Below are 25470 nucleotides of genomic sequence, written 5' to 3' on the forward strand. Positions count from 1 at the left end.
GCATGTCACGGATTCTGTTGATCGACGATCATTCCGCGATCAGACAGGGGATTGCCCAGTTGCTGCTGGCCCGCAATCTGTTTACGGAAGCGGTGGAGGCTTCCACCGGTGCAGAGGCGCTGGCACTGGCCGAACGCGGGCCCTGGGCCATGGTGTTGCTGGATATCTCCTTGCCCGATATGAGCGGCGTCGAGGTATTGCGGCGGATCAAACGGCTTTCGCCTTCCCTGCCGGTTCTGATTTTTTCGATGTACCGCGAGGACCAATACGCCGTTCGCGCATTGAAGGCCGGCGCCTCGGGCTACCTGTCGAAAACGGCGAACGCCCAGGAACTGACGTCGGCGCTGCAGCAGATCTGTGCGGGTCGGAAGTACGTGAGCGCCTCCCTTGCCGAAGCGCTCGCGGAGTATGTCTCGGCCGATGCGGCGCAAATGCCCCATGAAAAGTTGTCGAACCGCGAGTATCAGACGCTCTGCATGCTCGGATCCGGCAAGCGCCTGACCGACGTCGCCGAAGTGCTCTCCCTCTCGGTCAAGACCGTCAGCGTCTACCGCGCTCGTTTGCTGGAGAAGCTTGGCTTAGCAAACAATGCCGAGCTGACCTATTATGTAATGCGTAATCAGTTGGTCGATCTCGGCGCGAACCGCACCAACGCCGCCTGAGTCCTCTAGAACGTACTGTCCCGCCGTCGGCGCCTTGCCGACAGCGCACCCGCCTCTCCGACCGTACGTCGCACCCCCGTGCGCGGCGTCCTGTCCCGCCACTCGCGTTTCGCTGCCCAGTCCCGTCTCGCCCCCCATCCATTGCATCATCGCAATTAGGGTGAACTTCCCCCGTTATTCCCGCTATTGCCTTACAGGCGCGTCGGTATGATTCGGCAGTGACGGCACAGATGCGTGATCGTTGGCCGATGTGCTCCTGCGTCGCACGGTGTGCGCGATGGCACCTTGAAGCGACCAGAGGGTGGGCGGCCAATTTGGCAGGAACAAGCGGGTTCGCTGGACCCGGATAGTCGTACCGGATTAAACAGTCGTTTGCAGGTCAGGCGGGATGGGGCGTGCAGGAATGTCAAGAAAATTGCGCCGCAACCCTCAAGCTTTCCAAATGGGGTCCGATAACCAATACAACGGCGGCGCTGATCGGCAAAACAACGATTACCGGTACTGCCTACCCGGATGCGGCAAACCCGCCCAACGGTCCAAATTTCGGAATTATTAGGAGCCTCTCATGCCCCAGATCATCAGCAGCAACTCGGCCTCGATGGTTGCACAAACGAACCTGAACAAGGCTTCGTCGACGTACTCCCACGCGATCAACCAATTGTCTTCGGGCAAGAAGGTAGCGACCGCCGCAGACAACTCCGCAGGCCTGGCCATTTCGGGTCGGATGCAGTCGCAGATCAACGGTAGCACGCAAGCTATCGCCAACTCGAACGACGGTATCGCACTGGCACAAACGGCTGACTCGGCATTGTCGCAGATCACGTCGAACCTGCAACAAGTTCGTACGCTGGCTGTGCAGTCCGCCAACTCGACGTACTCGGCTTCGGACCGTGCATCGCTGAACCAGCAAGCACAACAGCTGCTGACGCAGGTCAACACGGTTGCAACGCAGACGCAGTACAACGGCCAAACGCTACTGGATGGTAGCTTCGGTACCGCCGTGTTCCAAACCGGCGCGAACGCTGGCCAAACGTCGACGGTCAACCTGAACCAAGGCGTGAAGACCTCGCAAATCGGTCAAACCGCCGCAGCGACGAACAACATCACGGGTCAAGGCCTGGCAGGCAAGACGCTGACGGTGCAAGTCGGTCAAGGTCGTACGTACGAAGTGGGTTCGGCAGTGGGCGGCGACCAAGCCGGTCAAGACGCAAACAGCGCATTCGCTGCTGTCACCGCGATCAACGGCGCGAACATTTCGGGTCTGACCGCAACGGCAACGAACACGCAAATGTTCAAGCTGAACGGCGAAGCCAACGGCGCGCTGAAGGGCAGCGCCGGCGACACGATCAACATGACCGTGAACGGCGTGAAGGTGTTCGGCGATTCGGGCTACACGTTCGGTACCGCCAACGACAACCGTCTGTCCTCGGGCGATCTGGTCAGCCAGATCAACTCGGTGTCGGGCCAAACGGGTGTATCGGCTTCGCTGAACAAGGATGGCACGCTGCAGATGACTGCAACCGACGGCCGTAACATCACCGTCTCGCAAACCGGCGGCAAGGACGTCATCAACGAGCACAGCGGCAATGGCCGTCACCTCGGTGAAGCGCTGCAAGGCACGGTGTCGCTGTCGGCTTCGAGCGAAATCAACCTGGGCGGTACGGGTGCGGCATCGATCGACGGCGGCGCGTCGAAGATCGGTCTGGGCTCGAACACGCTGGCTAAGCTGGACCTGTCGACGGCCGACGGCGCTGTGAAGGCACTGCAATCGCTGGACTCGGCACTGTCGACGGTGTCGACGCTGCAAGGTAGCGTGGGCGCAATCCAAAACCGATTCGACTCGACGATCTCGAACTTGAACTCGGTGACGCAAAACGTGAAGTCGGCGCAATCGACGATCACCGATGCGGATTACTCCTCGGTGGCCTCCACGCTGTCGACCGCTGACGTGCTGCAACAAGCAGGCGTGTCGATGGTCAGCAAGGCCAACCAAATCCCGCAGGAAATCCTGAAGCTCGTGACGGGCTAATCAGGGTCCAGCGGTAAGCGACGACGCGGCGCCCGATATCGGGCGCCGCGTCGTCTAAGGTGGAAACGCAAATGCCGTTTGACGACAGGAATGGGCCGCAGTGTCGGCGCCCTCTCTTGTCGCGAAACGGTGAGGCGGCGGATTGAGCAATGGTAACCATTTCCAACGCCAATACCTCGACGATGAGCAGTACGTCGAGTGCGGCGAATTCGGCGAGAGCTAGCGGCAACACCGGAGGCGCGAACGCCTCCGGGAACGGTGTGTCCGCTTCCAATGCCAACAATGGAAACGGCAACAACACCAACTCGTCCTCCAATAACACCAACAACGAAAAACGCGATGCGTCCGCGGTCATCTCGACGCTCGGCGTGGGCACATCGTTGTCTTTGTCGTCGTTGCTGACCGGCCTGATGCAGGTCGCGAGCATTCCCCTCTCGCAATATCATCGCCAGCAGGATGGTGTGAAGACCGAATTATCGGCCTTCGCACAACTGAAGAATTCGCTGACGACGTTCCAGTCCTCGCTCGGCAATCTGACGTTGGCGGCTAATTTCAAGACGCTGAATTCGACGTCTTCGGACAAGAACGTTGCCGAAGCCGATGTCTTCACCGGCGCGCAACCCGGCAACTATAACGTCGATGTCTCCCAGTTGGCACAGGCCCAGACGCTGGTCACCGGCGGCCAGGCCAGCGTCAACTCGGCGATCGGCTCGGGAACGCCGACAACGCTGACGTTCAATTTCGGGACGATCGGCGGGACCGACAAAGCCAGCGACGACGCCGACGATAGCGCGGCGCCGACGACCAGCGGCGGTACGCCCGATGCATCCGGCCATTACGGCGACGGCACGACCTTCACGCAGTCGACGGGCTCCTCGAAAACGATCACGATCAACGCCGGCAACAATACGCTGGGCGGGATTCGCGACGCGATCAACAATGCACGGATGGGTGTAACCGCATCGATCGTCAACGACGGCGCGGACAACCCTTACCGGCTCGTGCTGAGCAACGACAAGACCGGCGCGGCGCAAGCCATGCAGATCACGTCGAGCGGCGACGACGCCGTCGGCAAGCTGCTGTCGTTCGATCCGACGAAGACCGATGCGCAGGCGATGACGCAATCGACGACCGCGCAGGATGCCAAGTTGTCGGTCAATGGCATTTCGCTGACGAGCCCGACCAACAAGGTCAGCGGTGCGTTGAACGGCTTCACGATGCGTTTGGCGAATACCGGCAAAACCACCTTGTCGGTCAGCAACGACACCAGCGCGATCGAAACGAATATCGGGAATTTCGTCGACGGCTACAACGCGCTGATCGGCTCCGTATCGAGTTTGACCAATTACGATTCGACGGATGCGTCGAAGAACGGCCCCTTGCTCGGCGACTCGACCGCGTCGAACATCAAAGGGTCGCTACAACGGATGGTCTCCAGCTCGCTGGAGGGTGGCAACGGCTACAACACGATGGCCGATGTCGGCATCACGTTCAATGCCGATGGCACGCTTGCGCTGAATCAGCAGAAGTTGAAAGATGCGCTGAGCAAGAATTTGCCGGCCTTCGCTTCCCTGTTCGCGACCAATGGCACGACCTCGGATAGCGGCGTCAACTTCCTCGTTGCCGGTACCAAGGCGCAGGCCGGAAAGTATGACGTCATCATCACGCAGCCGGCCACGCAAGGCGAAGCGAAGGGGGAAGCGAAAGCCGATCTCAACGCTGCCTCGAAGGCCGCGCTCGATCTGACGGTCACCGTCAACGGCAGCGCGCAGAACGTGACGCTGGCCAAGGGTGTTTACGCGACGCCGAAGGATCTGGCCAGCGCGTTACAGAAAGCGATCAACGAAAATTCGGCCTTTACCGCCAGCGGCGCCAGCGTCAATGTCAATGCGGACGACGACGGCAAGCTGACGGTGACCTCGACGAATTATGGCAAAAGTTCCAATGTCGCGATCAGCGGCAATGGCACGGTGGCCTTGTTTGGCAAGGAAGCCGTCAAGGGCACGCCCGGCAAGGATGTCGCCGGGACCGTCGGCGGCTTCAAGGCCACCGGCAGCGGTCAGACGCTGACCGGTCAGGCCGGTACGCCGATCGACGGCGTCGCGCTGCAGGTGCAAGGCTCGGGGCATGGCGCACGGGGTTCCGTGTCGTATTCGGTAGGCTTCGCCGCGCGCTTGAATAGCTTTGTCGACGACGTGACGAGCATGACCGGATCGTTGTCGACGGCGACGAAGGCACTCGACAGTCGCGTGTCCGGAATCGACAAGCAGATCACGAAGTTTCAGTCGCACCTGGACGATGTCCAATCGAACTACCAGCAACAGTTTTCGAAGCTGAATCAGTTGTCGGTAAAGATGAAAACCGCGTCGGACATGCTGAACGCCCAGTTCAACTGGACCAGCAGTCACTAAGCGCGGCGGCAACGCGGCGCCAGTGGCGAGGCAGTAAATGTAGTCGGCAGGAAAGCGGTAAAGGCAGGACCCATCGGAATCCGGGCCGGGTACAGAAAATGTGCCTGAAACTGAAACCGGCTGCAAAACAGGGGTAAAGTCGCGGCGCTGTTGGCCGTTTACCTAAATGTAGGCGGCAACGAAGGAAACAAAGCGAAACGGCGTGCATTTAGCGCGCATCCTCGCCGAAATCCCGAGCCGCAGAGCCAGTTTCAGACAGTCAGGTTTCTGAAGGAGAGACGCAACATGTTTTCCACGAGCCAGTTCGGTGCCAATGCTTATGCCCGCGTGGGTGCGCAGACCGGGATCTTCGGTGCCAGCCCGCAGCGTTTGGCGGTGATGATGTTCGAAGCCAGCCGTGCAGCCATCGTCCAGGCCCGCCTGCATATTCGCGCGGGTCGGATGGCGGAAAAAGGCGAAGCGATCAGCAAGGCCGTCAAGATCATCGGCGGCGGCTTGAAGGACGGCTTGGACATGGATCGTGGTGGCGCATTGGCGGTTCGGCTCGCGGGGCATTACGACGCGATGCTGTCCCGGCTGACGCAAGCGAATCTCCAGAATAACGAATCGTTGCTGCTGGAAGTGGATCAGATGCTGGCGGCGCTTGAAGAGGCTTGGCGCAAGGCACCGATGGACGGGATGCCGGTAGCGCAGATGAACGGACAGGCGGTCGCAGAGGCCGTAGGAGTGTGAGATGCGTGGTTTCGACCAGTTGATCGAGCATTACGAGGAAATCGCCCGCGTCACGCGCGAAATGCGCGACGCGGCGTCCTCGGAAAATTGGGATGACCTGCTGACGATGCAGGAAGAATACTCGCGGCTGGTCGATTTGTTGGAATCGAGCGATGCGCAGGCCCCGCTGGATGCCCAGCAGCGCGCGCGCAAGTTCGATCTGATTCGACGTATCCTTGATGACGATGCGCGCATCCGCGCCCGTCTCGAACCGCGGCTCGCGCGCCTGTCGGCGTTGCTGGCCAGTGGCCGCCAGGCCCGTGCGCTGCAAGGCGCCTACGGCCGCATGGCGGAATGAGAGGCGGCGCAGCTGTTTGTTTCAACGTTTAGCGGGATGCCCCCGGACCTCCGGTCTCCCGTTTGAAACGCGCCACGATGGCGCCGGTGAACCCAATCATGAACGCGCTCGATCGTATCGGACAAAACCCGGTCCCGCTTCGCGTCGACACGATGGTGACCGGCGCTACCGGCGGAATGGGGGCAAGAGCCTCGGGGCCCGGCACCGGCTCGGTCGCTCAGCAGCAAACCGGCGTGGCAGCGGGCAGCCCGAATCTGCAAGCCGGCGTGCGCCTGCCGCCTTCCCCCGCTGCGGTGACCTCGACCTATGCCACCGTCAGTAGCGATGCGCGCGTCCTGGACGCCCTCGCCCGCCTCCCCAGCGAAGAACCGCTGATCCTGTCCGATAAGCCGCTGTGCCCGGTACCGCCCACGAGCAATACCGGACAGGCAGGCGACGCCCCTAACGTCGGCAATCATTTCACGTCCTTGCTGGCCAAGGCGCTGGTCCAGTCGCTCGAAAATAGCGGGCTCTTCTACGAATCGCATCTCGCCCAATGGGCCAGCGGCCAGCGGCCGTTGGCGTCGCTCGAACGCGAGCCCCAGGCACGGCTCGCACCGATGCCGAACACCGGTGCGCAAGCGCCACAGGAGGCGCTGCCCGCGCACGACGAGCTGATCGCCAACGCCCTGACGGCATTCCAATCGAATGCCGGTGCGCTGGCAGGCAGCACGCCGGCGCCGGCAGGCGATTGGTTTTCGCGCGTCGCCGATGTGTTGCAGAACACTTTGAGCGGCAACAGCGCCAATGCGCACGGCAACGGTGCGTCTCAAAATAGTGCCGGCGACGGCCAGCCCGGTGCAAACGGCGGCAATACGGCGCATACGCAAGGCGGCCTGGCGAACATGGCGTCGCCGCTGCTTGAGGCGCTGTCGCATTTGTCACCGTTTTCCAGCCATGCGAACGCATCGAGCGCGGCAGCCGGACAAGCGAATCCGGGCAACGGTGCCGCGACGCATTTCTCGGCTGCGGGGCTCGATCCCAATGCGCTCGATGCAAACGGCATGCCGAATTCGCTGGCGCATGCTGTGCATCCGGACGCCTTGCCGACCGTTCGGCAGCAAATGGAGTTGTTGCAGAATCCGACACTGCGTTGGACCGGCGAGGCTTGGCCGGGCACGCAGATGGCATGGGAAATCGAGCGACGCGAAGAGCAAAACGGGCCGTCCGCGCCCGACGGACCAGCCGAGCCGTCATGGCGGATGCATATCACCTTGGATCTGCCGCAACTCGGTCAGGTCGACGCCGAACTGCAATTAGTGGGCGACCGGCTGATCACGCGCCTGAAAGCGGCGCCCGAATGTGCCGCCGCGCTGCTACACGACAGCGACCACTTCCGCGAACGCATTGCCAACACGGGCCTGGAGCTGAAGGGGTTCGCCGTGCGTGAGCGCAATGCGTCGCCCGAGGCCGGCGGCGGCATGAGCGGCGATCACCAGGCGGGAATCGCGTCATGAACGATCCGCACAATCCCTGGACGGCCGATGGCAGTGCCGAGCCGCAGCCGGTCAAACGGCCGTCGGAAGCCATCGATACCGATTATCAAGTCCGCAGCGAGACGACCCGTCCGGGTCGCCCTGCGCCGAGCCAGTCGGTAGCGAGCCCGAGCGAATACGGCCCCAGCGGCCTGCCGCCCGGTGCGGGCGGACCCACCTATGTCGCCGCCGAGGACGGGCCGGACCCGCGCCGAAGCGCCGTCGCGCTGTCGTACGACCGCGGCGGCAATGGCGCGCCACGCGTCGTTGCCAAGGGCTATGGCCTGATCGCCGATACGATCATTGCCCGCGCGCGTGCCGAAGGGCTCTACGTCCATCAAGCACCGGAAATGGTGTCGATGCTGATGAACGTGGCCCTGGATCGGGAAATCCCGCCCGCGCTCTATCAGGCGATCGCCGAGCTGCTGTCCTGGCTCTATCGCCTGGAAGCCGCTACCGGCGCGGCGGATAAAAAGTCGCTGCCGGCGCATCTCGGAAAGCGATTCGCCCCGGAAGGTCATTGAAGGCAGTGCGGGAAAGGGCCTCCATCGGTATGTCGCCGCGCCGCATGCCTCAGCGTCAAACGACTGTTGGTTCCATCAACCACTCGGACCACCGCTGCGGCCTGCCCATTGGATTCGTACGGGCATATTCATAGAAAAGGCGTCCGCAGCACTTCCGCATCGCTGTCGTCCAGCCGTGACCACGCCAGTTTCTCGACACGAAAAAGATCGACATCCTTCGCGACGGCGAGCCTATCGACTTCCCACACCGTATCCGGGCTCAGACCCATATTGTGCATAGCCAACTCCTACGACGGCGAGGTCTACAGCTTCGCCGTTATCCGAGGTGCATCGACCATGGGGTGGAGATCGTGTTGGACGCCGCGCCAGAACAGCGTGGGCTCGAGCCGCGGCGTCGATGGCGTCGATGCCGTGGACGGCGTGATTTCGGTAAGGACGCGTGAGGCATCGACTAAACCGCCGCCACGCGTCACCCGCTCGGCGACCGCTAACGGGGTTGGGCTGTCCGGGCCGAAGTCGTTGAAGAGGTCATCGTAAAAACGTCGACATGGGCACGCTGGGTTTCCATAGTAAGACTCCTGCAACGGCCGTCGGCAGACACCGCCTTCAGCGAGGGGATCCGGCAGGCTCGCAGCAACCTGCACTCGGAACATCACCCTCATCGTACAAAGTCTTCACCCGGTCGGTCTATTGCCCTGAGCATGCGTAGCGGCTCGGTGGCGGCCATTGCGGCACAGACGTCGGCGGTCTGTCGCCCGTCTCAAATTTGAGACGTCGCGCAATCCGGACCGGCGCGCTTTATACCTGCATCTGCATGACGTCGTTATACGCGGCCACGAGCTTGTTGCGCACCTGCACCGCTTCCTGGAACTGGATGTTGGCTTTTTGCATATCGATCATCACGTCGCTCAGGCTGGCGTCCGTGGCACCGGTCTCGAAGGCGTGCGCCTGATTCACCGATTTGGTCTGATCCGTGCTGACCTTCTGGAGCGCCGACTGCAACGCTGTTGCAAAACTGCCACCATCGACCGAGGGGGCACCGCCTTCTACCGCCGACGCGCCGTCCAGCGATACCTTGCCGGCCGCCTGATTCGCCATCGCGCGCAGTTGGCCGAGCTGATCGGCCATTGCCGCCCCACCGCGCGCGCCGCCCACGCCGCTGCTGCCATACAGGCCGCCTGTCACGCCGTTCAGTCCCGTCAGTGGTGCCGCCATCGCCTTGCTCCCTGTTTCGTCACCCGGGGCAGCGCCGCTGGCCCGGTCGGGTGGCAGCCCCGCGGAATCGTTCCGCAACGCCTTTTCCACCAATGACCGGCATCTTACCTGCCCCCTACACCGCTCGAATCGGACAATTGAGACCAAAAACCCCCGCTTATCGACTGATAGACGCTTGCGCCCCCCCGCCATAATCTGCCCCATGTCGAAATCGGTCCGTCAGGCGCCAGGGGAATCCCCAGCGCGCCTTCGTAAAGACCGGCAACGACCCAGTATGGGCTCCGGACGCATGATGCCGTTTAGCGGCAACGTCATCGGCCCGGACCATGAACCCGCAGTGCTCGACCCGATCGTCATCCATGGCCTTGCATCCTGACTTCCCCCACCGCAGCCCGGCATCGACCGGCGCTTTCGCGCGATGAGCACGCCGCCCGTCGCCGCCGGAGCGGGATCCTTGCCGCAAACCGTGGCCGCCGCAGGGCGTCCAGGCCAAATGGTCGACGTTCAACCGGTGCAACAGCCGCTGATCGATCGCCTGCGCGCGAACCCAAAGATTCCGTTGATCATCTCGGCAGCGTTCGCGGTCGCGATGCTGGCCGCGCTCTATATGTGGATGCGCGCCCCGGACTACCGCGTGCTGTTCAGCAATCTGTCGGATCGGGACGGCGGCGCCATCATCCAGTCGCTGCAGCAGATGCAGGTGCCGTACAAGTTCGCCGAAGGCGGTGGCGCCATTCTGGTCCCGTCCGAATCGGTCAATGACGTTCGTCTGCGCCTGGCACAGCAAGGCCTGCCGAAAGGCGGCTCGGTCGGCTTCGAACTGATGGACAACGAGAAGTTCGGCATCAGTCAATTCGTCGAACAGGTCAACTATCAGCGTTCTTTGGAAGGCGAGCTGGAACGCACCATCGGCGCCATCTCCGCGATTCAAAGCGCGCGGGTGCATCTGGCGATGCCGAAGGCGTCGGTCTTCGTGCGCGACCAGCAAAAGCCGTCGGCGTCGGTGCTGCTGAATCTGTATCCGGGCCGCGCCCTCAGCGACGCGCAGACCAGCGCGATCGTCCACCTGGTGTCGAGCGCGGTGCCGGACATGCCGACGGCGAACATCACCGTCGTCGACCAGAACGGCAACCTGTTGACGGGCTCGCAATCGTCACAAGGTCTGGACGGGCGGCAGTTGAAATATGTGCAACAGGTTCAGGACGACGCGCGTAAGCGGATCGAAGCGATCCTGGCACCGATCTACGGCGCGGGAAATGTCCACGCACAGGTCAGCGCCGACGTCGATTTCTCGCAAAGCGAACAAACGTCTGAAACATACCGTCCGAACCCGGCGTCCGATGCCTCGATCCGCAGCCAGCAAACCAGTATGTCGAGCGACGGCAGCAATGGCGCGGGCAATGGCGGCGTGCCGGGCGCGCTGTCGAACGAGCCGCCGGCCAACCCGACCACGCCGATCACTAATGCCGGGCCGAACGGTGCGGCCGCGCAAGGCGCCAGCGCGGTAACCACGACGACGAGTCAGGCAAATGCTGTTGGTCCAACGAATGTACGTCGCGATTCGACCACGAATTACGAACTGGACAAGACGGTTCGTCATTCAGATCAGGCGATGGGCGGTATTATTCGGATGTCGGCTGCCGTTGTCGTGAACTACGTCAGCAAGGTCGACGCGAAGGGTGTGAAGTCGCTGCAGCCGGCCAGTGCGGATCAAATCACGCAAACGACGGCCTTGGTCAAGGACGCGATGGGTTTCGATGCCAAGCGGGGCGACAGCGTCAACGTTGTGAACGCGGCATTCGATGGTTCGGACAGTCCTGCCGCGGCGGCGGTACCGCTGTGGAAGCAGCCGGGCATGATCGACCTGGGCCTGCAGATCGGCAAGTACGGATTGGGTGGTCTGGTTGCGCTGTACCTGTTCTTCGGTGTGTTGCGGCCGTCGATGCGCAAGCTGTTCCGTCCGGAACCGCCGCCGGCGCCTGTTGCAGCGCTGGAAGGTGCCGGAGCGGCCTCGGCTGGCGGCGCGTTGACCGCCGACGTGACGACCGGCGATGGTCCGGACGCCCGCGTGGCGATAGATCAGAACAGCAATGTGAATGCATACGAACGCGACTTGGAGTTTGCCCGCCAGATCGCGCGCTCCGATCCGAAGGTGGTGGCAACCGTCGTCAAGAGCTGGATAAGCGATGAACGCTGAAGGACTTCAACGTAGCGCCGTACTGCTGATGTCGTTGGGCGAGGACGAGGCCGCAGAGGTCTTCCGTTTCCTCGCCCCGCGCGAAGTACAACGCCTGGGCGCCGCCATGGCCTCGCTCAAAGCGGTGTCGCGCGACGACATCGGCAAGGTGCTGGGCGACTTCGTCGAATCCGCACAACAGCACACCGCCCTGAGCCTCGACTCGGGTTCCTATATTCGCGCCGTGCTGACCAAGGCACTGGGCAACGACAAGGCCGCCGGGCTGATCGAACGGATCCTCGAAGGCGGCGACACCAGCGGTATCGAAGGCTTGAAATGGATGGACTCGGCCGCGGTGGCCGAGCTGATCCGCAACGAGCATCCGCAGATCATCGCCACCATTCTCGTGCACTTGGACCGCGACCAGGCCTCCGAAGTACTGGAATGCTTCACCGAGCGCCTGCGTAACGACGTCGTGCTGCGCATCGCCACGCTGGACGGGATTCAGCCGCAAGCGCTGCGCGAGTTGAACGACGTTCTGACCAAGCTGCTCTCCGGCAGCGAGAACATCAAGCGTAGCCCGTTGGGCGGCGCGAAGACCGCGGCGGAAATCCTGAACTTCATGGGCGGGGTCAACGAAGAATCGGTGATCGAGAACGTGAAGAAGTACGACGCGGATCTGGCACAGAAGATCGTCGACCAGATGTTCCTGTTCGAGAACCTGATGGAAATCGACGATCGCGGCATCCAGGCCATCCTGAAGGAAGTCGAGTCCGAAGCGCTGATCGTCGCGTTGAAGGGCGCGCCGACGGAACTGCGCGAGAAATTCCTGCGCAATATGTCGCAACGGGCGGCGGACCTGTTCCGCGAAGATTTCGAGACGCGTGGCCCGGTCCGGGTGTCGGACGTGGAAACCGAGCAAAAGCGTGTTCTGCAAACCGTGAAGCGCCTGGCGGACTCGGGTGCCATCATGCTGGGCGGCAAGGCGGACGACGCATATGTCTGATGGACTGATTCCGAAGGAACGTCTGAGCGCGTACCAACGCTGGGAAATGGCATCGTTCGATCCGGTGCCGGAACCGGTCGAGGATCCGCTCGAAGCCCCTCGCGCCGCCGCGCGCCTGGAAGGCTATGCGGCCGGTCACGAAGAAGGCCATCGCGCCGGCTTCGAGACCGGTCGCGGTGAAGGCTTCGAACAAGGCCTGGCCGATGCACGCGCGCATGCCGCGCAATTGGCCGGCCTGGTATCGGCCTTCTCCGGCTCGATCGACGCACTGGACGCGCAGATGGCCGAATCGCTGCTGACGCTGGCGCTCGAAGTCGCCAAGACCGTCGTGCGCCAGACGGTCGACCTCGATCCGACCGCGATGCTCGGCGCCGTGCGCGAAGTCTTGAGTTCGGATCCGCCGCTGGTCGGCGCCCCGGTGCTCCTGGTCAATCCCGCCGATCAACCGCTGATCGATGCCTATCTGGCAGGCGATCTCGCGGCGGCCGGCTGGTCTGTCCGTGCGGATTCCAGTATCGAACGCGGCGGCTGCCGCGCCAAGGCCGTCAGCGGCGAGATCGATGCGACGCTGGCGACGCGTTGGTCGCGCGTGGCGGCCTCCCTTGGTCGCGAGCAAACCTGGGCGGAGAACGGTCGATGAAACCGGCACCCTTCCCCACCCCGCAAGCACTGGCCAAGGCCCCGCTCGCCGCGTCCGCGGCGGAATTGTCGGCGCCGCATCTCGAAGGCCATTTGACGCGTTGGCGCATGTCGCTGGAATCCGCGCAGTCGCGCAGCGCCGAAGCGCTGCCGCTGCGCGCCTGCGGCAAGGTGGTTCGGTCGGCCGGCCTCGTGCTGGAAGCGACCGGTCTGCGGCTGCCGATCGGCGCGAACTGCACGATCGAACTGCCAGGCATGCGCGCCGGTGCGCGCGCGGAGGCCGAAGTCGTCGGTTTCCAGGGCGACCGTCTGTTCCTGATGCCGACCAGCGATATGTCCGGCCTGACGCCGGGCGCGCGCGTATTTCCGATGGAATCGGCGCCGGTCATCGGCGCCCAGTTGAATGCCAAGCGCCTGCCTGTCGGCATGGGCATGCTTGGTCGCGTCGTCGATGCGGCCGGCAATGTGCTGGACGACAAGGGGCCGCTAAACAACGAAGCCACCGCGCCGCTAACAGGCGACGTGATCAACCCGCTGCAACGCGAACCGATCCATGAAGTGCTGGACGTCGGCGTGCGCGCGATCAACTCGCTGCTGACCGTTGGCCGTGGCCAGCGGATGGGACTGTTCGCCGGCTCCGGTGTCGGTAAGTCGATGCTGCTGGGCATGATGGCGCGCTTCACGAGCGCGCAGGTCATCGTCGTCGGTTTGATCGGCGAACGGGGCCGCGAAGTCAAGGAATTCATCGAAGAGATCCTGGGCGAGGACGGTTTGGCACGCGCCGTCGTGGTGGCGGCACCGGCCGATGTTTCGCCGCTGCTGCGCCTGCAGGGTGCGGCCTACGCAACGTCCTTGGCCGAGTATTTTCGAGATCAGGGTCTCGATGTGTTGCTGATCATGGACTCGCTCACGCGCTATGCGATGGCACAGCGTGAAATCGCGCTGTCGATCGGCGAGGCACCGGCCACCAAGGGCTATCCGGCATCGGTATTCGCAAAGTTGCCGGCGCTGGTGGAACGGACTGGCAACGGGCCGCCCGGTGGCGGTTCGATCACGGCCTTCTATACGGTGCTGACCGAAGGCGACGATCAGCAGGACCCGATCGCCGACTCGGCGCGGGCCATCCTCGACGGGCACATCGTGTTGTCGCGGACGCTGGCCGAATCAGGGCACTATCCGGCCATCGATATCGAGCAGTCGATCAGCCGCGTAATGAACGCCCTGGTCGGCGAAGACGAATTCGACAAGGTCCGAAAATTCAAGCAGATGCTGTCGCGCTACCAGCGCAATCGCGATCTGATCAACGTGGGCGCCTATCAAAGCGGACGCGATCCGATGTTGGACCGCGCCATCGCCTTGTATCCGCGAATGGAAGGATTTCTGCAGCAGCGTGTGCGCGAGCGGTGTGACCACGCGGACGCTGTTGCGCAACTGGATCACTTGCTGTCATGAAGCAAGCGCTGCCCTTCACCACGTTGATCGATCTGGCGCAGCAGGAAGTCGATGCCGCGGCGCAGGCGCTGGGTACGCTGCAGCGGCAACGCGACGAGATGTCCGGCAAGCGCCAGAACCTCGACGGCTATCGTGCCGAATACGAGCAGCAACTGGCCCAGGCGGCGCGTGAAGGCATGACAATGGGACAACGGCGCAATTACCAGGCGTTTCTCGGCACCTTGGGCACCGCCATCGATCAGCAGCAGGTACAGGTCGAGATGCTGGACCGTAAGATTGCCGTCGCGCGGATGCAATGGCAGCAAAAGAAACAGAAGCTGAATTCGTTCGAGACACTCGAAACCCGGGCGCGGCAGGTGCAGGAACAACGCACTGCCAAGTACGAGCAACGCATGACCGATGAATTCGCCGCGCGCCGGGCGCGCGAGGCGCAACACGGCTTCTAAGTACAGCATGAGATAAACGCGCGCAAGCGCGAAGCGGCCGGACATCCGGCCTGCCGATGGGTTGAACTTGTTCGACCGGTACGACAAGGCACGATGCCGACCTCGCCGGTTTAGTGAAGGAAAAGTCAGATGCGCTCCGATAACGCCGCCTCGCAGTCCATGGTCTCGCCGCTGGCCACCCAGCCAGTGCCGAGCAGCCTCGTCAATTCGTCCGACGATCGCGCCATCGCACGGTCGGGCGAACGCTTCCGCGACGCCCTGGATGCGCAGAAACGCGCGGCCGATCAGGACCGTCGCGACGCGCGCGAAACGCAGGCGCACGCGAACGATGCGGCACGGCAGGCGCAAACCACGCAACAGACCGCCGCGCAAAATGCACGGTTGCAACAGCATATCGCCGACACCACGGCCTGGCAGGCGCAGGAAGCCCGTGCGCGGAGTGCGCAGCAACAGACGCAGCAATCGACCGAGGCGCGCAGCAACGCGACCGATGCGGCGCAAGATAGCGCCGAGACGCAGTCGGCCGAGGCAAAGGACGTCGCGCAACAAGCACAACAGGCCGACACCAGCGCCGCCAATGCGCAAGCCGCAGCGGCAGCAGGCGCCGCGGCACAACAACAGAACAGCACTCAGGCCGGAACGGCGGCTGCCAGCGCACGCGATGCCGCTTCGCAGGACGGTGACACCGCGATCGCCGGAGGCGTCGGTGCCGCAGCTGCCGGCAGCAACACCGACGCCAGCGCCGCGACGTCCACCGACGGCGCGACCGCGAGCGATGCGAGCGCCGCCGCCAATGGCGGCGCGTCGACGCTGGCCTCCACCGATGCATCGGCGCAAGCGCAAGCGGGCGGCAGTGATGCCTCAAGCGGCGCCGGCCTGAGTGCCGCGCCTGGAAACGCCACCGGCACCGGTGCGACGGCGGACAGCGACACGGCCGGGAAATTCACGCTCGGCAATGCCTTTAGCGCTGCCGGCGCCACGAACGCCGCGTCGGCGAGCACCGGCGATACCACCGGCGCGGCCGGGCGCACGAATGCACCCGCCGGCATCGACGATGGCATGAAGTCCCGCGACGATAAAATGCTGGCGTCGCTGACGGGCCGCGGTACCGAAGTCGGTGGTGCCGATGCCGGCATGTCTCAAAATATGACGGCGGATGCCTCCGCGGCGAACGCGCAGCAAGCCAATACCACGCCGGATCCGTCGCTGACGGCAGCGACGACGGCGGCCGGCAATCCGACGCCGCAAGGGCCGCTGCAAAATCAGGCGCAGCAACAAGCAGCCACGCAACAGGCGCCGTCCTTCGTGCCGCACAATCTGGATACGCCCTTCGTCGATGCGCGCTGGGCCGACGCATTCAATCAGAACGTGATGACGATGTCGCGTCCAGGCAACGAACAGCGCGCCGAATTGACGCTGAACCCGCCGGATCTGGGTCCGGTGCAAGTCGTCTTGAACGTCGTCGGCTCGGATGCGCAAGCGACCTTCGTCTCGCAGCACGCGCACGTCCGTGAAGCGATCGAGGCGGCGATGCCGGCCTTGCGCGAACGGTTCGCCGAGAACGGCATGCAGTTGCAGACCAACATCGCGCAGACCAATGGTGATGCACAGGCGATGGCGAACAGTCTCGCCAATGCCGGCTCCGGCGGTGCGCAAAGCAATGGACAGCGCGGTGGCGAACGCCCGGCCATCGGTCAGTCAGGCCGTATCGGCGGGGCTTCGCGCGGTACCGTGGCCAACGCATGGGGCAATACGGCAAGCGCGCCGAGCGGTACGCCGCGCAGCACCGGCACCTTGTCCGGCGTCGACATGTTCGCCTGATTTTTCGATTCAACCGGGCGCCGCGCGCGTCCGGAGCTCATGCGCGCGCCCACGCCGCGGAATGATTCCGCGTGGCGTGGGCGTGCGTGTTTCATGCCGCGAACCAGCGACATACGGCCGCGATCGAAGGGAAATCGCCCGGCCTCTTCTCACAAAACGTCAAACTGACCCGGCAATGCCTGTCTGTTCGCACGTTGCATCTTGCTGTGTCTCAGGCATCATGCCAACTTGAAGATTGCGCATCACGCGACGGGCGTGTTTGCGAGACAGTCGTCGAGGTCAAGATTATGAGTGCATCCGCAGCGCAGGGTGGGAAGGAAGCCAAAGCCGGCAAAAGCAAGCTGGTTCCCATCCTGCTCGTCGTCATCCTATTATTGCTGGCAGGTGGCGGCGGTGGTGGCTATTTCCTGTACAAGCGTTCGAGCCAACCGGCCGTGGCGGTTGTACCGCCCCCGGTCTTTTTTGCCCTGGATCCGTTCACGGTCAATCTCGCGAACGACCCGGACAGCGATAGCGACAGCGGCGACCACTACCTGCACCTGGGCCTGACTTTGAAGATCGGCAGCGCCGCCGAGGAGCACAAGCTCACGGAATATCTGCCGGAAATCCGCAGCCATATCCTATTGCTGCTATCGTCGAAGAAGCCGTCCGACCTGGCGACGGTGGCGGGCAAGCAAAAGCTGTCCGACGAGCTGCGCGCGACGATCGCAAAAACGTTTGAACACGAGAGCAACGGGCCGAAGGTATCCGGCGTATTGCTGACCGACTTTGTGATTCAGTAATCCAAAGGCCATGTCGACCGAAGAGTTTCTGTCACAGGAAGAAGTCGATGCGCTGCTGAAAGGCGTCAACGGCGAATCCGATGCTGCGCCCGATAGCGGCGATGCCACCGGCATACGCACGTATGACATCGGCACGCAGGAACGCATCGTGCGCGGCCGGATGCCGACGCTCGAAATCATCAATGAGCGTTTTGCACGTCTGTTCCGCGGCGGCCTGTTCAACTTCATGCGCCGTAGCGCGGAAATCTCGGTCGGCCAGGTCAAGGTGCAGAAGTACGGCGAGTTCATCCGTAACCTGCCGGTTCCGACCAATCTGAACCTGGTCCACATCAAGCCGCTGCGCGGCACGGCGCTGTTCATCTGCGACCCGCAGTTGATCTTCCTGATCGTGGACAATCTGTTCGGCGGCGACGGGCGCTTCCATACGCGGATCGAAGGTCGGGACTTTACGCCGACCGAGCAACGAATCATCCAGAAGCTGCTGGATCTGGTGCTGGAACATTACGGCGCATCGTGGAAGCCGGTCTTTCCGGTCGAATTCCAATACGTTCGCGCCGAAGTACATACGCAGTTCGCGAACGTCGCCACGCCGAACGAAGTGGTCGTCACTACGACCTTCACGATCGAACTCGGACCCGGGGGCGGCCAGCTGCATATCTGCACGCCCTACTCGATGATCGAGCCGCTGCGGGATATGCTGAGCAGCCCGCTGCAGGGCGAAGCGCTCGAGGTGGACAAGCGGTGGGTGCGCCTGCTGTCGCAACAGGTGCAATCGGCGGACGTGGAACTGTGTGTCGATCTGGCCACGATGGACAGTACGTTCCGCGACATCCTGGCGATGCGTGCGGGCGATGTGATCCCGCTCGACATGCCGGACGAAGTGATAGCGAAGGTCGACGGCGTGCCGGTCATGGAATGCGCTTATGGGATCTTCAACGGGCAACACGCACTCCGCGTGTCGAAGATGATCCGAGCCAGTGATTCGTCCCGCGATGGCGGTGGCGACGGGCAAGACGAGGGTTGAGATGAGTGATATCGATCAGATGGACGACTGGGCGAGCGCCCTGGCCGAACAGCAGCAAAGCACAGCGGCAGCGGCATCGGCGACGACTGCGGCCAGTGCGGGTGGCGTATTCCAACCGCTGACGGGCACCAATCTCGGCGGCACGCCGCCGAACGATATCGAGATGATTCTCGATATCCCGGTGCAGTTGACGGTCGAGCTGGGTCGCACGAAGATCGCGATCAAGAACCTGCTCCAACTGGCACAGGGCTCGGTCGTCGAACTCGACGGCATGGCCGGCGAACCGATGGACGTGCTGGTGAACGGCTGCCTGATCGCGCAAGGCGAAGTGGTCGTCGTCAACGATAAGTTCGGTATCCGCCTGACCGACGTGATCACGCCGTCGGAGCGCATCCGGAAACTGAATCGATGACGACCGATGCGGCGACTGGCGCCGCATCCACGTCATCCGGCACCAACGGCGTGGCCACCGCCGCGCCCGCGTCGTCGGCCGATGCCGGCTCGGCTCCGGCATCGAATCTCACCGCCGGAGCCGTAACGGAGGCTTCCGGCAGCGTTCCGGCCGTGCCCGGCGTCATAGGCCCGGTCAGCGCCTCGCATACGCATCTGGGCGCACCGGCCCTACCGGTCAGCAGTGGCACGGCCTCGAGCGTCGTCATCGGCAGTGCGGTACCCTCGATGGGGGCCGGGGCGATGCTCCAGGCGGTCTTCGGTCTGGCCGTCGTCATCGCCCTGGTCTTCGCCTGCGGCTGGGTCGCCCGCCGACTCGGCCTCAAGCCGTCGATGCGGCGCGGCGGCATCGTCAAGGTGATCGGCTCGGCGGCGCTCGGCGCGCGCGAACGGGTCGTCGTCGTCGAGGTACGCGATACCTGGCTCGTTCTCGGCGTTGCGGCCGGCAATGTGCGGCGGCTGCATACGATGCCCGCCGCCGATGTCGACCGCCATGGGGGCGATGAAACGGGCGCTGCCGCTGGCAGCGAATCGGGCGTCACGCCGCTCCGTGAGGGCACGGTTGTCTCGACTGCGGCGGACGCGGACGCGACACACGATGCGCCCCCTTCTTTTCAAACGGCGTTTGCCCGCCAACTGAAAGACCGCCTGCACGGCTTCGGCCGCACCGGCAACCCTGGCGGCAAGGATTGAACATGTCCGCAAGTTTGTTTTTCCGCAGTGTGCTGCAACGCATGCCAAGCCTTTGTCCGACATCGCCGTCAGTCGATGCGCGCGCGTTCGACGACACCGCGCGGGACGAGGCGCCGCCGGCACGGCAGACGCGACGCTGTCTGCCGCGCAACCCCGCGGCCTGGCTCGTATTTGCGATCGTGCTGATATTGCTCGGCGTCGCCACCCATGCGCAGGCGCAGACGGCCACGCTGCCGGCATTGAATAGCACGCCTGGCGCGAACGGCAACACGACGTACTCGCTGTCGGTGCAGACGCTGCTGGTTCTGACGATGCTGTCGTTCCTGCCGGCGATGCTGCTGATGATGACCAGTTTCACGCGGATCATCATCGTGCTCTCGCTGCTACGCCAAGCCATCGGCACGACGACCACGCCGCCTAATCAGGTACTTTTGGGACTGGCGTTGTTCCTGACCTTCTTCGTAATGTCCCCGGTGCTGGACCGCGCCTACCAGGACGCCTATCAACCGTTTTCGGCAAACCAGATCACCTTCGATCAGGCCTTGCAGCGCGGCGAGGCACCGTTCAAGCAGTTTATGCTGCGACAAACGCGCGAAACCGACCTCGCCCTCTTTGCCAAGATTGCAAAGGCGCCGCCGATGAACGGTCCCGACGACGTGCCGATGCGTCTATTGCTGCCGGCTTACGCGACGAGCGAAATCAAGACGGGCTTTCAGATCGGTTTCACGATCTTCATTCCTTTCCTGATCATCGACCTCGTCGTCGCCAGCGTGCTGATGTCGATGGGGATGATGATGGTTTCGCCGGCGACGATTTCGCTGCCGTTCAAGTTGATGCTGTTCGTATTGGTGGACGGCTGGAACCTACTGATCGGCTCGCTGGCACAGAGCTTCCTGACCTGAACCGGAGTGCACCGCGATGACCCCGGAAACCGTGATGACGATGGCGCACCAGGCAATGCAGATTGCGCTGCTGCTGGCCGCGCCACTGCTGCTGGTCGCGCTCGTCGTCGGTCTCGTCGTCAGCCTGTTTCAGGCGGCCACACAGATCAATGAATCGACGCTGTCCTTCATCCCGAAGCTACTTGCCGTCTTCGTCGCCCTCGTGATCGCCGGTCCCTGGATGCTGAATACGATGCTGGACTACATGCGTTCGATTCTGACCGGCATCCCCGGCATGATCGGCTGATGATCACCGTCACGTACGCGCAGTTGCAAGCGTGGATGGGCATGTTCATCTGGCCGTTCGCACGTTTTCTGGCGCTGATCACCACGGCGCCGGTTCTCAGCGACAACGTCATCCCCGTGCGCGTCAAAGTGGCGTTGGCCGGCTTACTGGCCATCCTGGTGGCACCGACGCTCGGGCCGCTGCCGCAAGTGCCCATCGGCAGCGGCGCCGGCTTATGGACCTTGGGCGAGCAGATCATCATCGGCGGTTCGATCGGCATGGCGATGCGCATCGTGTTTGCGTCGGTACAGGCCGCCGGGGAATTCGCCGGTTTGCAAATGGGCTTGTCTTTTGCACAGCTGATCGCGCCCGGATCCGACGGCTCGACGCTGGCGTTGTCGCGCCTGCTCGACATCATCGCGATGCTGGTGTTCCTGTCGATCAATGGGCATCTGCAACTGATCGCCACGCTGGCCGACACGTTCCAGACGCTGCCGATCCGCGCCAACAGCGTCGGGCTGCTCGCCACGGCGTCGCACTGGCGTATTCTCGCCGAATGGGGCAGCGTCGTCTTCTGGGCCGGCCTGATGTTGTCGTTGCCGATCGTCGCGGCGCTACTGATCGCCAATATCGCGCTCGGCATCTTGAACCGCGCAGCGCCGCAGATCGGGATCTACCAGGTCGGCTTCGCCATCACGCTGACGACCGGTTTTCTGGTGTTGCAGCTGATTTTGCCGAATGCGGCGCCGTTCATCCTACGGCTTTTCAACATGGGGATGGGAACGATCAGCCATCTGACGGGCGCGGAAGGGATGCAGTGACGGCCAGCGGAAACCGGACGGTCACGACGAAGCCCGAACGATCGGCGCGATTGTAGGCATTGACGCTCGCCTGATGACGCGCGGCGATATGCTGAACGATGGCCAAGCCGAGCCCGCTGCCTTGCGCACGTGTCGTGCGGCCACGATAGAAGCGGTCGAAAATCCGGGGAAGCTCCGCCTCGGGCACGCCGGGCCCGGTATCGCGTACCGTCAATGTCACCCCATTCGTGCCGTCGGCGGCGAGCGCGACGATCACGTCCACCTCGCCGCCGACGTCCGTATGACGAATCGCATTGTCGATCAAATTGGTCAGCAACATCGCCAGGCCATGCCGGTCGCCATCCAGCGTCGCGGCCAATCCGTCGTCCTGCAACGCGATCAAACCGAGATCGATGCCCCGCCCTTCCGCCAGCACCGATAGATCGGCGACCACCTGTTCCGCCACGTCGCGCAAATCGAATACGCGTGAGGGCACCGGCGAAATCGCATCCTCGCGGGCCATCGACAGTAATTGCTGCGCCACATGGATGATCCGGTTCAGGCGCGCCTCCAGTCCTTGCAGCAGTGCGCGCGTGGCTTGATCCTGCGGCGTCGGAGCAGCACGCAGCGCCTTATCGGTGAATTCGCCGATCGCGCGTTGCATCTCGACTTTCAAAGCGGTCAGCGGCGTGCGCAGCTCATGGGCGGCATCGGCGACAAACACCCGCTGCGCGGCCGACGCCTCGTCCAGTCGCTTGAAAAGGGCATTCAGCGCATCCACCATCGGTCGGACTTCCATTGGCACCTGAAGGTCGTCGTGGGGCGCACCAAGGGGCTTCAAGGACGTCAGCGAACGCTGCGCCAGCGCTTCGGACACGGCAGCAAGCGGCAGCAGGCCGCGGCGTACGATCACGAGAATCAAGATGATCGTGAAGGGGAACCACAGCAGAATCGGCCAGGACGAGCGCAATGCCAGGTGCAAAGCCAGGCGGTCACGAACTTCGATAGGCTGCGCGACCTGAACGAAACGCTTCGCCGGCCCGTTCATTTCGTCGAGTCCGAACACCCGCCAATGCCGCTCCTCACGCTCGATCTGGTGGAAACCGGCCGCCAGACGCGGTAGCGCGCCATTGGGGCTGGGCGCGTACATGGCGCGGCCCTGCGCATCCCAGGCCTGTATGACGATCGCATCGTCGGAAATGCCGCCCATATCTTGCGCCGGCAGTTCGGCAATGGGGCCAGCCGTGTCGCTAAGACTGCGAACGGGCAAGGACGTGGCCACGGTCTGCAATTCGTAGTCGAACAGCTCGGCGGCTTCCTCCCGCAGCGCGAAAAAGATCCCGTACGCCGCGCCGCCGCAGCTCAATGTCAAGCCGATCACGAGCGCAGTCAGCAACCAACGTCGAATGGACGTCACGTGAGCGCCTTCAAACGATAGCCGACGCCCCGGACCGTGACGATCTGATCGGCACCGAGCTTGCGCCTGAGGGAGTGGACGTGGACCTCGATGGCATTGCTGCCGATCTCCTTGCCCCAACCGTACAGTTTTTCCTCGAGCTGATCGCGGCGAAACACGCGGGTGGGCTCTTCGATCAAGGCATGGAGCAAGGCAAACTCGCGTGGCACCAGCGCGACGATCTTGTCGGACAAGCGGACTTCGTGCGCCGCCGGGTCGAGGACCAGGCTGCCGTGCTGATAAAGCGGCTGGCTCTGCCCGGTACGCCGCCGCAGCAAGGCGCGCACACGGGCACCCAATTCGTTCAGATCGAACGGCTTCAGCAGATAGTCGTCGGCGCCGGAGTCAAGGCCGAGAATGCGGTCTTCCACCGCGTCGCGCGCTGTGAGGATGATTACGGCGCCGCCGAAACCGTCGCGGCGCCACGACTGCAATAAGGCCAGGCCGTCGCCGTCCGGGAGGCCGAGATCCAGCAACACCAGATCGTATTCGTGCGTGGCAACCGATAATTTCGCATCGCGCGCATTGCGCACGTTGTCCACGGCATAGCCATGCTGCGCCATCGCCCGTTGCACGGACTCCGCAATCATCTCGTCATCTTCCACCAGCAACAAACGCATTGCGACTTCTCCCGACCTCGCCTCTCACAGCGTGCATCGTAGCGCAACGTGGCTTAGGGGACGCTGAACGGGCCGGTAGCCCCGGGGGCAGTCGGACCTCAAGGACAGAGTGGCACCTCAATCGAGAAACATATATTTTGTGTCCCTCGGGCTACAAAATATGCCATATAGGTCATTTTTGTAGCCCTTGAGAGACAAATTGGTGACGCGTCATAAGGCGAAGCAGCGCGGCAAACTATTCGCCGCACCTATCCGCCCTTATTTGATCAGATCGAACAGCGACAGATTCTGCACCTGCATGAACGTCTTCTCCGCCGCCGTCAGCGAGTTCTGCAGCTCGCTGAACTTGCTGTAGGTCGAGACGAAATCCGAACCGGTCAGGTCGTTCAACTGCGTCTGGTATTGGGTATTGCTATCGGAATTCTGCGTGCTGAGCGTCGAGACTTCCTGCTCGCGCGCGCCTACTCCGGCCTGGATCGTCAGCACATTGTCGAGCGCGTTCGACATCTTCTCGTTGGCCGTGGTCAAGGCGTTCGCCAGCCGCGCATTCCCTTCCGAGCCCGGCGTCGCACTCCGAATCGTCTTCGCCATTTGCGTCAAGGTGCCGAAGAGATCCATGCCCGCCGCCTGCGGGCTTTGCAGATGCACCTTGTCGCCCGGATTCGGCGTGCCGTTGATCGTCACGCTCTGTCCGCCGAACACGAGCGCCGTACCGGTCTCGAAAGGCTGGTCCTTTGCAATATCCGCGTTCGTCGTGTCGTCGTGAATCGTATAGTGCAGGCCGCCGTCCTTGCTCTTCGCGAAACCGATCGTGAAGTCGTCGTTATACGACGGATCGTTCATATTGCGCGACGAAATCGGCGACACCAGTGCATTGCCGGTGTTCTCCGCCGGCGCCGAGATGACGCGCGACGCGCCCACGCCTACGCGCTGGAAAATATTGCTACCGATATTGCCGATGGCGATCTGGCGCGTATCGGTCACCTGCACCGCACGCTGCCCCTGACTGCCCATATAGACGCCGGCCCCATGCGCGTCCGTCACAAACGGTGCCGAGCCGGTGTTATACCCGCCAAACAAAAAATTGCCCTGGCTGTCCGTCGTATTCGCCGCACCCAACAACTGGTCACGCACCGATTCGAGCTGGGTCGCCAAAGCGCCGCGGGACGTCTTGTCCAACGTCGTATCGCCGGCGTTGATCAGAATGGTCTGCGCTTGCTGCACCAGCGTCGTCACATTGCTGAGCGTGTTGTCTTCCAGCTGCAACTGCGACTTCGCCGTTTCCAGATTGCCTGCATATTGCGACAGCTTTGCCGTCGATTCCGTCATGCGTACCGCCGATGCCGCGGCCACCGGATCGTCCGCGGCCGTGGCAACGCGCTTGCCGCTGGAGATCTGCCGTTGCAGATCCGTCAGCGACTTCTGTTGATTGTCGATCGTGTCGAGGCTGTTCGAATACAGCGTGTTCGTCGCGATACGCATGGTTGGTTCTCACTGCCCGCCATCGCGGGCTT

At 63.0% G+C, this 25470-nt stretch carries 25 protein-coding genes; 20 read left to right on the forward strand and 5 right to left on the reverse strand.

What is annotated here, in order from left to right:
- Window positions 1–2 precede the first annotated feature (2 nt).
- From ABEG21_RS24875 to ABEG21_RS24905, 7 genes are all read left to right on the forward strand, one after another.
- Entirely contained in the window at window positions 3–662 is a 660-nt protein-coding gene (locus tag ABEG21_RS24875; protein WP_347558273.1) for a response regulator transcription factor, read from the forward strand.
- A 565-nt stretch (window positions 663–1227) separates the two neighbouring features.
- A complete protein-coding gene (locus ABEG21_RS24880; protein ID WP_347558274.1) occupies window positions 1228–2691 on the forward strand; it encodes a flagellin in 1464 nt (487 codons plus the stop codon).
- A gap of 149 nt (window positions 2692–2840) precedes the next feature.
- The gene (gene fliD / locus ABEG21_RS24885) at window positions 2841–5102 is read left to right on the forward strand and encodes a flagellar filament capping protein FliD (protein ID WP_347558275.1); all 2262 of its coding nucleotides are present in this window, start codon (window positions 2841–2843) and stop codon (window positions 5100–5102) included.
- 285 nt (window positions 5103–5387) lie between these two features.
- Window positions 5388–5834, forward strand: a complete 447-nt coding sequence (fliS, locus tag ABEG21_RS24890) for a flagellar export chaperone FliS (RefSeq protein ID WP_347558276.1) — start codon at window positions 5388–5390, stop codon at window positions 5832–5834.
- 1 nt (window position 5835) lies between these two features.
- Entirely contained in the window at window positions 5836–6171 is a 336-nt protein-coding gene (locus tag ABEG21_RS24895) for a flagellar protein FliT (RefSeq protein ID WP_347558277.1), read from the forward strand.
- Window positions 6172–6269: 98 nt separating this feature from the next.
- Window positions 6270–7667: a flagellar hook-length control protein FliK gene (locus tag ABEG21_RS24900; RefSeq protein WP_347558278.1), complete on the forward strand. Its 1398-nt coding sequence runs from the start codon at window positions 6270–6272 to the stop codon at window positions 7665–7667.
- Between the two features lie 170 nt (window positions 7668–7837).
- Complete coding sequence (locus tag ABEG21_RS24905; RefSeq protein ID WP_347559094.1) at window positions 7838–8209, forward strand: EscU/YscU/HrcU family type III secretion system export apparatus switch protein; 372 nt, start codon at window positions 7838–7840, stop codon at window positions 8207–8209.
- A gap of 128 nt (window positions 8210–8337) precedes the next feature.
- Here the strand turns inward: ABEG21_RS24905 and ABEG21_RS24910 are convergent, their stop codons facing one another.
- Both ABEG21_RS24910 and fliE read right to left on the reverse strand, forming a co-directional pair.
- Window positions 8338–8487, reverse strand: a complete 150-nt coding sequence (locus ABEG21_RS24910; protein ID WP_347558279.1) for a hypothetical protein — start codon at window positions 8485–8487, stop codon at window positions 8338–8340.
- Window positions 8488–9007: 520 nt separating this feature from the next.
- Window positions 9008–9337 carry a flagellar hook-basal body complex protein FliE gene (gene fliE, locus ABEG21_RS24915; RefSeq protein WP_347559095.1) on the reverse strand — a complete coding sequence of 110 codons (330 nt, stop codon included), beginning with the start codon at window positions 9335–9337 and terminating at the stop codon, window positions 9008–9010.
- Window positions 9338–9842: 505 nt separating this feature from the next.
- Here fliE and fliF point away from each other — a divergent pair.
- The 13 genes from fliF to fliR all read left to right on the forward strand — a co-directional run bounded on the left by fliF (window position 9843) and on the right by fliR (window position 21901).
- Window positions 9843–11621, forward strand: a complete 1779-nt coding sequence (fliF, locus tag ABEG21_RS24920) for a flagellar basal-body MS-ring/collar protein FliF (protein ID WP_347558280.1) — start codon at window positions 9843–9845, stop codon at window positions 11619–11621.
- Window positions 11611–12606 (forward strand): flagellar motor switch protein FliG, encoded by a 996-nt coding sequence (fliG, locus tag ABEG21_RS24925; RefSeq protein ID WP_347558281.1) that lies wholly within the window; start codon window positions 11611–11613, stop codon window positions 12604–12606. The genes fliF and fliG overlap by 11 nt, the downstream gene beginning before the upstream one ends.
- Complete coding sequence (gene fliH / locus ABEG21_RS24930) at window positions 12599–13246, forward strand: flagellar assembly protein FliH (protein WP_347558282.1); 648 nt, start codon at window positions 12599–12601, stop codon at window positions 13244–13246. Before fliG ends, fliH begins: the two co-directional genes overlap by 8 nt.
- Window positions 13243–14697, forward strand: a complete 1455-nt coding sequence (gene fliI, locus ABEG21_RS24935) for a flagellar protein export ATPase FliI (protein WP_347558283.1) — start codon at window positions 13243–13245, stop codon at window positions 14695–14697. Before fliH ends, fliI begins: the two co-directional genes overlap by 4 nt.
- Window positions 14694–15143: a flagellar export protein FliJ gene (gene fliJ, locus ABEG21_RS24940; protein WP_347558284.1), complete on the forward strand. Its 450-nt coding sequence runs from the start codon at window positions 14694–14696 to the stop codon at window positions 15141–15143. The genes fliI and fliJ overlap by 4 nt, the downstream gene beginning before the upstream one ends.
- 129 nt (window positions 15144–15272) lie before the next feature.
- Window positions 15273–16964 carry a flagellar hook-length control protein FliK gene (locus tag ABEG21_RS24945; RefSeq protein ID WP_347558285.1) on the forward strand — a complete coding sequence of 564 codons (1692 nt, stop codon included), beginning with the start codon at window positions 15273–15275 and terminating at the stop codon, window positions 16962–16964.
- Window positions 16965–17050: 86 nt separating this feature from the next.
- Window positions 17051–17746: a flagellar basal body-associated protein FliL gene (gene fliL / locus ABEG21_RS24950; protein WP_347558286.1), complete on the forward strand. Its 696-nt coding sequence runs from the start codon at window positions 17051–17053 to the stop codon at window positions 17744–17746.
- 10 nt (window positions 17747–17756) lie between these two features.
- Window positions 17757–18770, forward strand: a complete 1014-nt coding sequence (fliM, locus tag ABEG21_RS24955; protein WP_347558287.1) for a flagellar motor switch protein FliM — start codon at window positions 17757–17759, stop codon at window positions 18768–18770.
- Entirely contained in the window at window positions 18739–19182 is a 444-nt protein-coding gene (gene fliN / locus ABEG21_RS24960) for a flagellar motor switch protein FliN (RefSeq protein WP_347559096.1), read from the forward strand. Before fliM ends, fliN begins: the two co-directional genes overlap by 32 nt.
- Window positions 19179–19913 (forward strand): flagellar biosynthetic protein FliO, encoded by a 735-nt coding sequence (fliO, locus tag ABEG21_RS24965; protein WP_347558288.1) that lies wholly within the window; start codon window positions 19179–19181, stop codon window positions 19911–19913. Before fliN ends, fliO begins: the two co-directional genes overlap by 4 nt.
- Window positions 19914–19915: 2 nt before the next feature.
- Entirely contained in the window at window positions 19916–20815 is a 900-nt protein-coding gene (gene fliP / locus ABEG21_RS24970) for a flagellar type III secretion system pore protein FliP (protein WP_347558289.1), read from the forward strand.
- Window positions 20816–20831: 16 nt separating this feature from the next.
- Window positions 20832–21101, forward strand: coding sequence for a flagellar biosynthesis protein FliQ (gene fliQ, locus ABEG21_RS24975; RefSeq protein ID WP_347558290.1), 270 nt, complete (start codon window positions 20832–20834; stop codon window positions 21099–21101).
- Complete coding sequence (gene fliR / locus ABEG21_RS24980; RefSeq protein ID WP_347558291.1) at window positions 21101–21901, forward strand: flagellar biosynthetic protein FliR; 801 nt, start codon at window positions 21101–21103, stop codon at window positions 21899–21901. The genes fliQ and fliR overlap by 1 nt, the downstream gene beginning before the upstream one ends.
- Here fliR and ABEG21_RS24985 read toward each other — a convergent pair.
- The 3 genes from ABEG21_RS24985 to flgL all read right to left on the reverse strand — a co-directional run bounded on the left by ABEG21_RS24985 (window position 21867) and on the right by flgL (window position 25438).
- Window positions 21867–23297: an ATP-binding protein gene (locus ABEG21_RS24985; RefSeq protein ID WP_347558292.1), complete on the reverse strand. Its 1431-nt coding sequence runs from the start codon at window positions 23295–23297 to the stop codon at window positions 21867–21869. The two genes, fliR and ABEG21_RS24985, sit on opposite strands and share 35 nt — an antisense overlap.
- Entirely contained in the window at window positions 23294–23956 is a 663-nt protein-coding gene (locus ABEG21_RS24990; RefSeq protein ID WP_347558293.1) for a response regulator, read from the reverse strand. Before ABEG21_RS24990 ends, ABEG21_RS24985 begins: the two co-directional genes overlap by 4 nt.
- A gap of 258 nt (window positions 23957–24214) precedes the next feature.
- Complete coding sequence (gene flgL / locus ABEG21_RS24995; protein ID WP_347558294.1) at window positions 24215–25438, reverse strand: flagellar hook-associated protein FlgL; 1224 nt, start codon at window positions 25436–25438, stop codon at window positions 24215–24217.
- Window positions 25439–25470 lie beyond the last annotated feature (32 nt).

The sequence above is a fragment of the Robbsia sp. KACC 23696 genome (assembly GCF_039852015.1).
In the GTDB taxonomy this organism is placed as follows: domain Bacteria; phylum Pseudomonadota; class Gammaproteobacteria; order Burkholderiales; family Burkholderiaceae; genus Robbsia.

What these genes read in the sequence shown, in the direction of transcription:
- ABEG21_RS24945 (WP_347558285.1), top strand. Translation starts at nt 15,273, where the DNA reads ATGCGCTCCGATAACGCCGCCTCGCAGTCCATGGTCTCGCCGCTGGCC.
- ABEG21_RS24895 (WP_347558277.1), top strand. Translation starts at nt 5,836, where the DNA reads ATGCGTGGTTTCGACCAGTTGATCGAGCATTACGAGGAAATCGCCCGC.
- fliM (WP_347558287.1), top strand. Translation starts at nt 17,757, where the DNA reads ATGTCGACCGAAGAGTTTCTGTCACAGGAAGAAGTCGATGCGCTGCTG.
- ABEG21_RS24990 (WP_347558293.1), bottom strand. Translation starts at nt 23,956, where the DNA reads ATGCGTTTGTTGCTGGTGGAAGATGACGAGATGATTGCGGAGTCCGTG.
- fliD (WP_347558275.1), top strand. Translation starts at nt 2,841, where the DNA reads ATGGTAACCATTTCCAACGCCAATACCTCGACGATGAGCAGTACGTCG.
- fliR (WP_347558291.1), top strand. Translation starts at nt 21,101, where the DNA reads ATGATCACCGTCACGTACGCGCAGTTGCAAGCGTGGATGGGCATGTTC.
- fliQ (WP_347558290.1), top strand. Translation starts at nt 20,832, where the DNA reads ATGACCCCGGAAACCGTGATGACGATGGCGCACCAGGCAATGCAGATT.
- fliG (WP_347558281.1), top strand. Translation starts at nt 11,611, where the DNA reads ATGAACGCTGAAGGACTTCAACGTAGCGCCGTACTGCTGATGTCGTTG.
- fliP (WP_347558289.1), top strand. Translation starts at nt 19,916, where the DNA reads ATGTCCGCAAGTTTGTTTTTCCGCAGTGTGCTGCAACGCATGCCAAGC.
- fliE (WP_347559095.1), bottom strand. Translation starts at nt 9,337, where the DNA reads ATGGCCGATCAGCTCGGCCAACTGCGCGCGATGGCGAATCAGGCGGCC.
- fliI (WP_347558283.1), top strand. Translation starts at nt 13,243, where the DNA reads ATGAAACCGGCACCCTTCCCCACCCCGCAAGCACTGGCCAAGGCCCCG.
- fliO (WP_347558288.1), top strand. Translation starts at nt 19,179, where the DNA reads ATGACGACCGATGCGGCGACTGGCGCCGCATCCACGTCATCCGGCACC.
- ABEG21_RS24900 (WP_347558278.1), top strand. Translation starts at nt 6,270, where the DNA reads ATGAACGCGCTCGATCGTATCGGACAAAACCCGGTCCCGCTTCGCGTC.
- flgL (WP_347558294.1), bottom strand. Translation starts at nt 25,438, where the DNA reads ATGCGTATCGCGACGAACACGCTGTATTCGAACAGCCTCGACACGATC.
- fliF (WP_347558280.1), top strand. Translation starts at nt 9,843, where the DNA reads ATGAGCACGCCGCCCGTCGCCGCCGGAGCGGGATCCTTGCCGCAAACC.
- ABEG21_RS24875 (WP_347558273.1), top strand. Translation starts at nt 3, where the DNA reads ATGTCACGGATTCTGTTGATCGACGATCATTCCGCGATCAGACAGGGG.
- fliJ (WP_347558284.1), top strand. Translation starts at nt 14,694, where the DNA reads ATGAAGCAAGCGCTGCCCTTCACCACGTTGATCGATCTGGCGCAGCAG.
- ABEG21_RS24910 (WP_347558279.1), bottom strand. Translation starts at nt 8,487, where the DNA reads ATGCACAATATGGGTCTGAGCCCGGATACGGTGTGGGAAGTCGATAGG.
- fliH (WP_347558282.1), top strand. Translation starts at nt 12,599, where the DNA reads ATGTCTGATGGACTGATTCCGAAGGAACGTCTGAGCGCGTACCAACGC.
- fliS (WP_347558276.1), top strand. Translation starts at nt 5,388, where the DNA reads ATGTTTTCCACGAGCCAGTTCGGTGCCAATGCTTATGCCCGCGTGGGT.
- fliN (WP_347559096.1), top strand. Translation starts at nt 18,739, where the DNA reads ATGGCGGTGGCGACGGGCAAGACGAGGGTTGAGATGAGTGATATCGAT.
- ABEG21_RS24880 (WP_347558274.1), top strand. Translation starts at nt 1,228, where the DNA reads ATGCCCCAGATCATCAGCAGCAACTCGGCCTCGATGGTTGCACAAACG.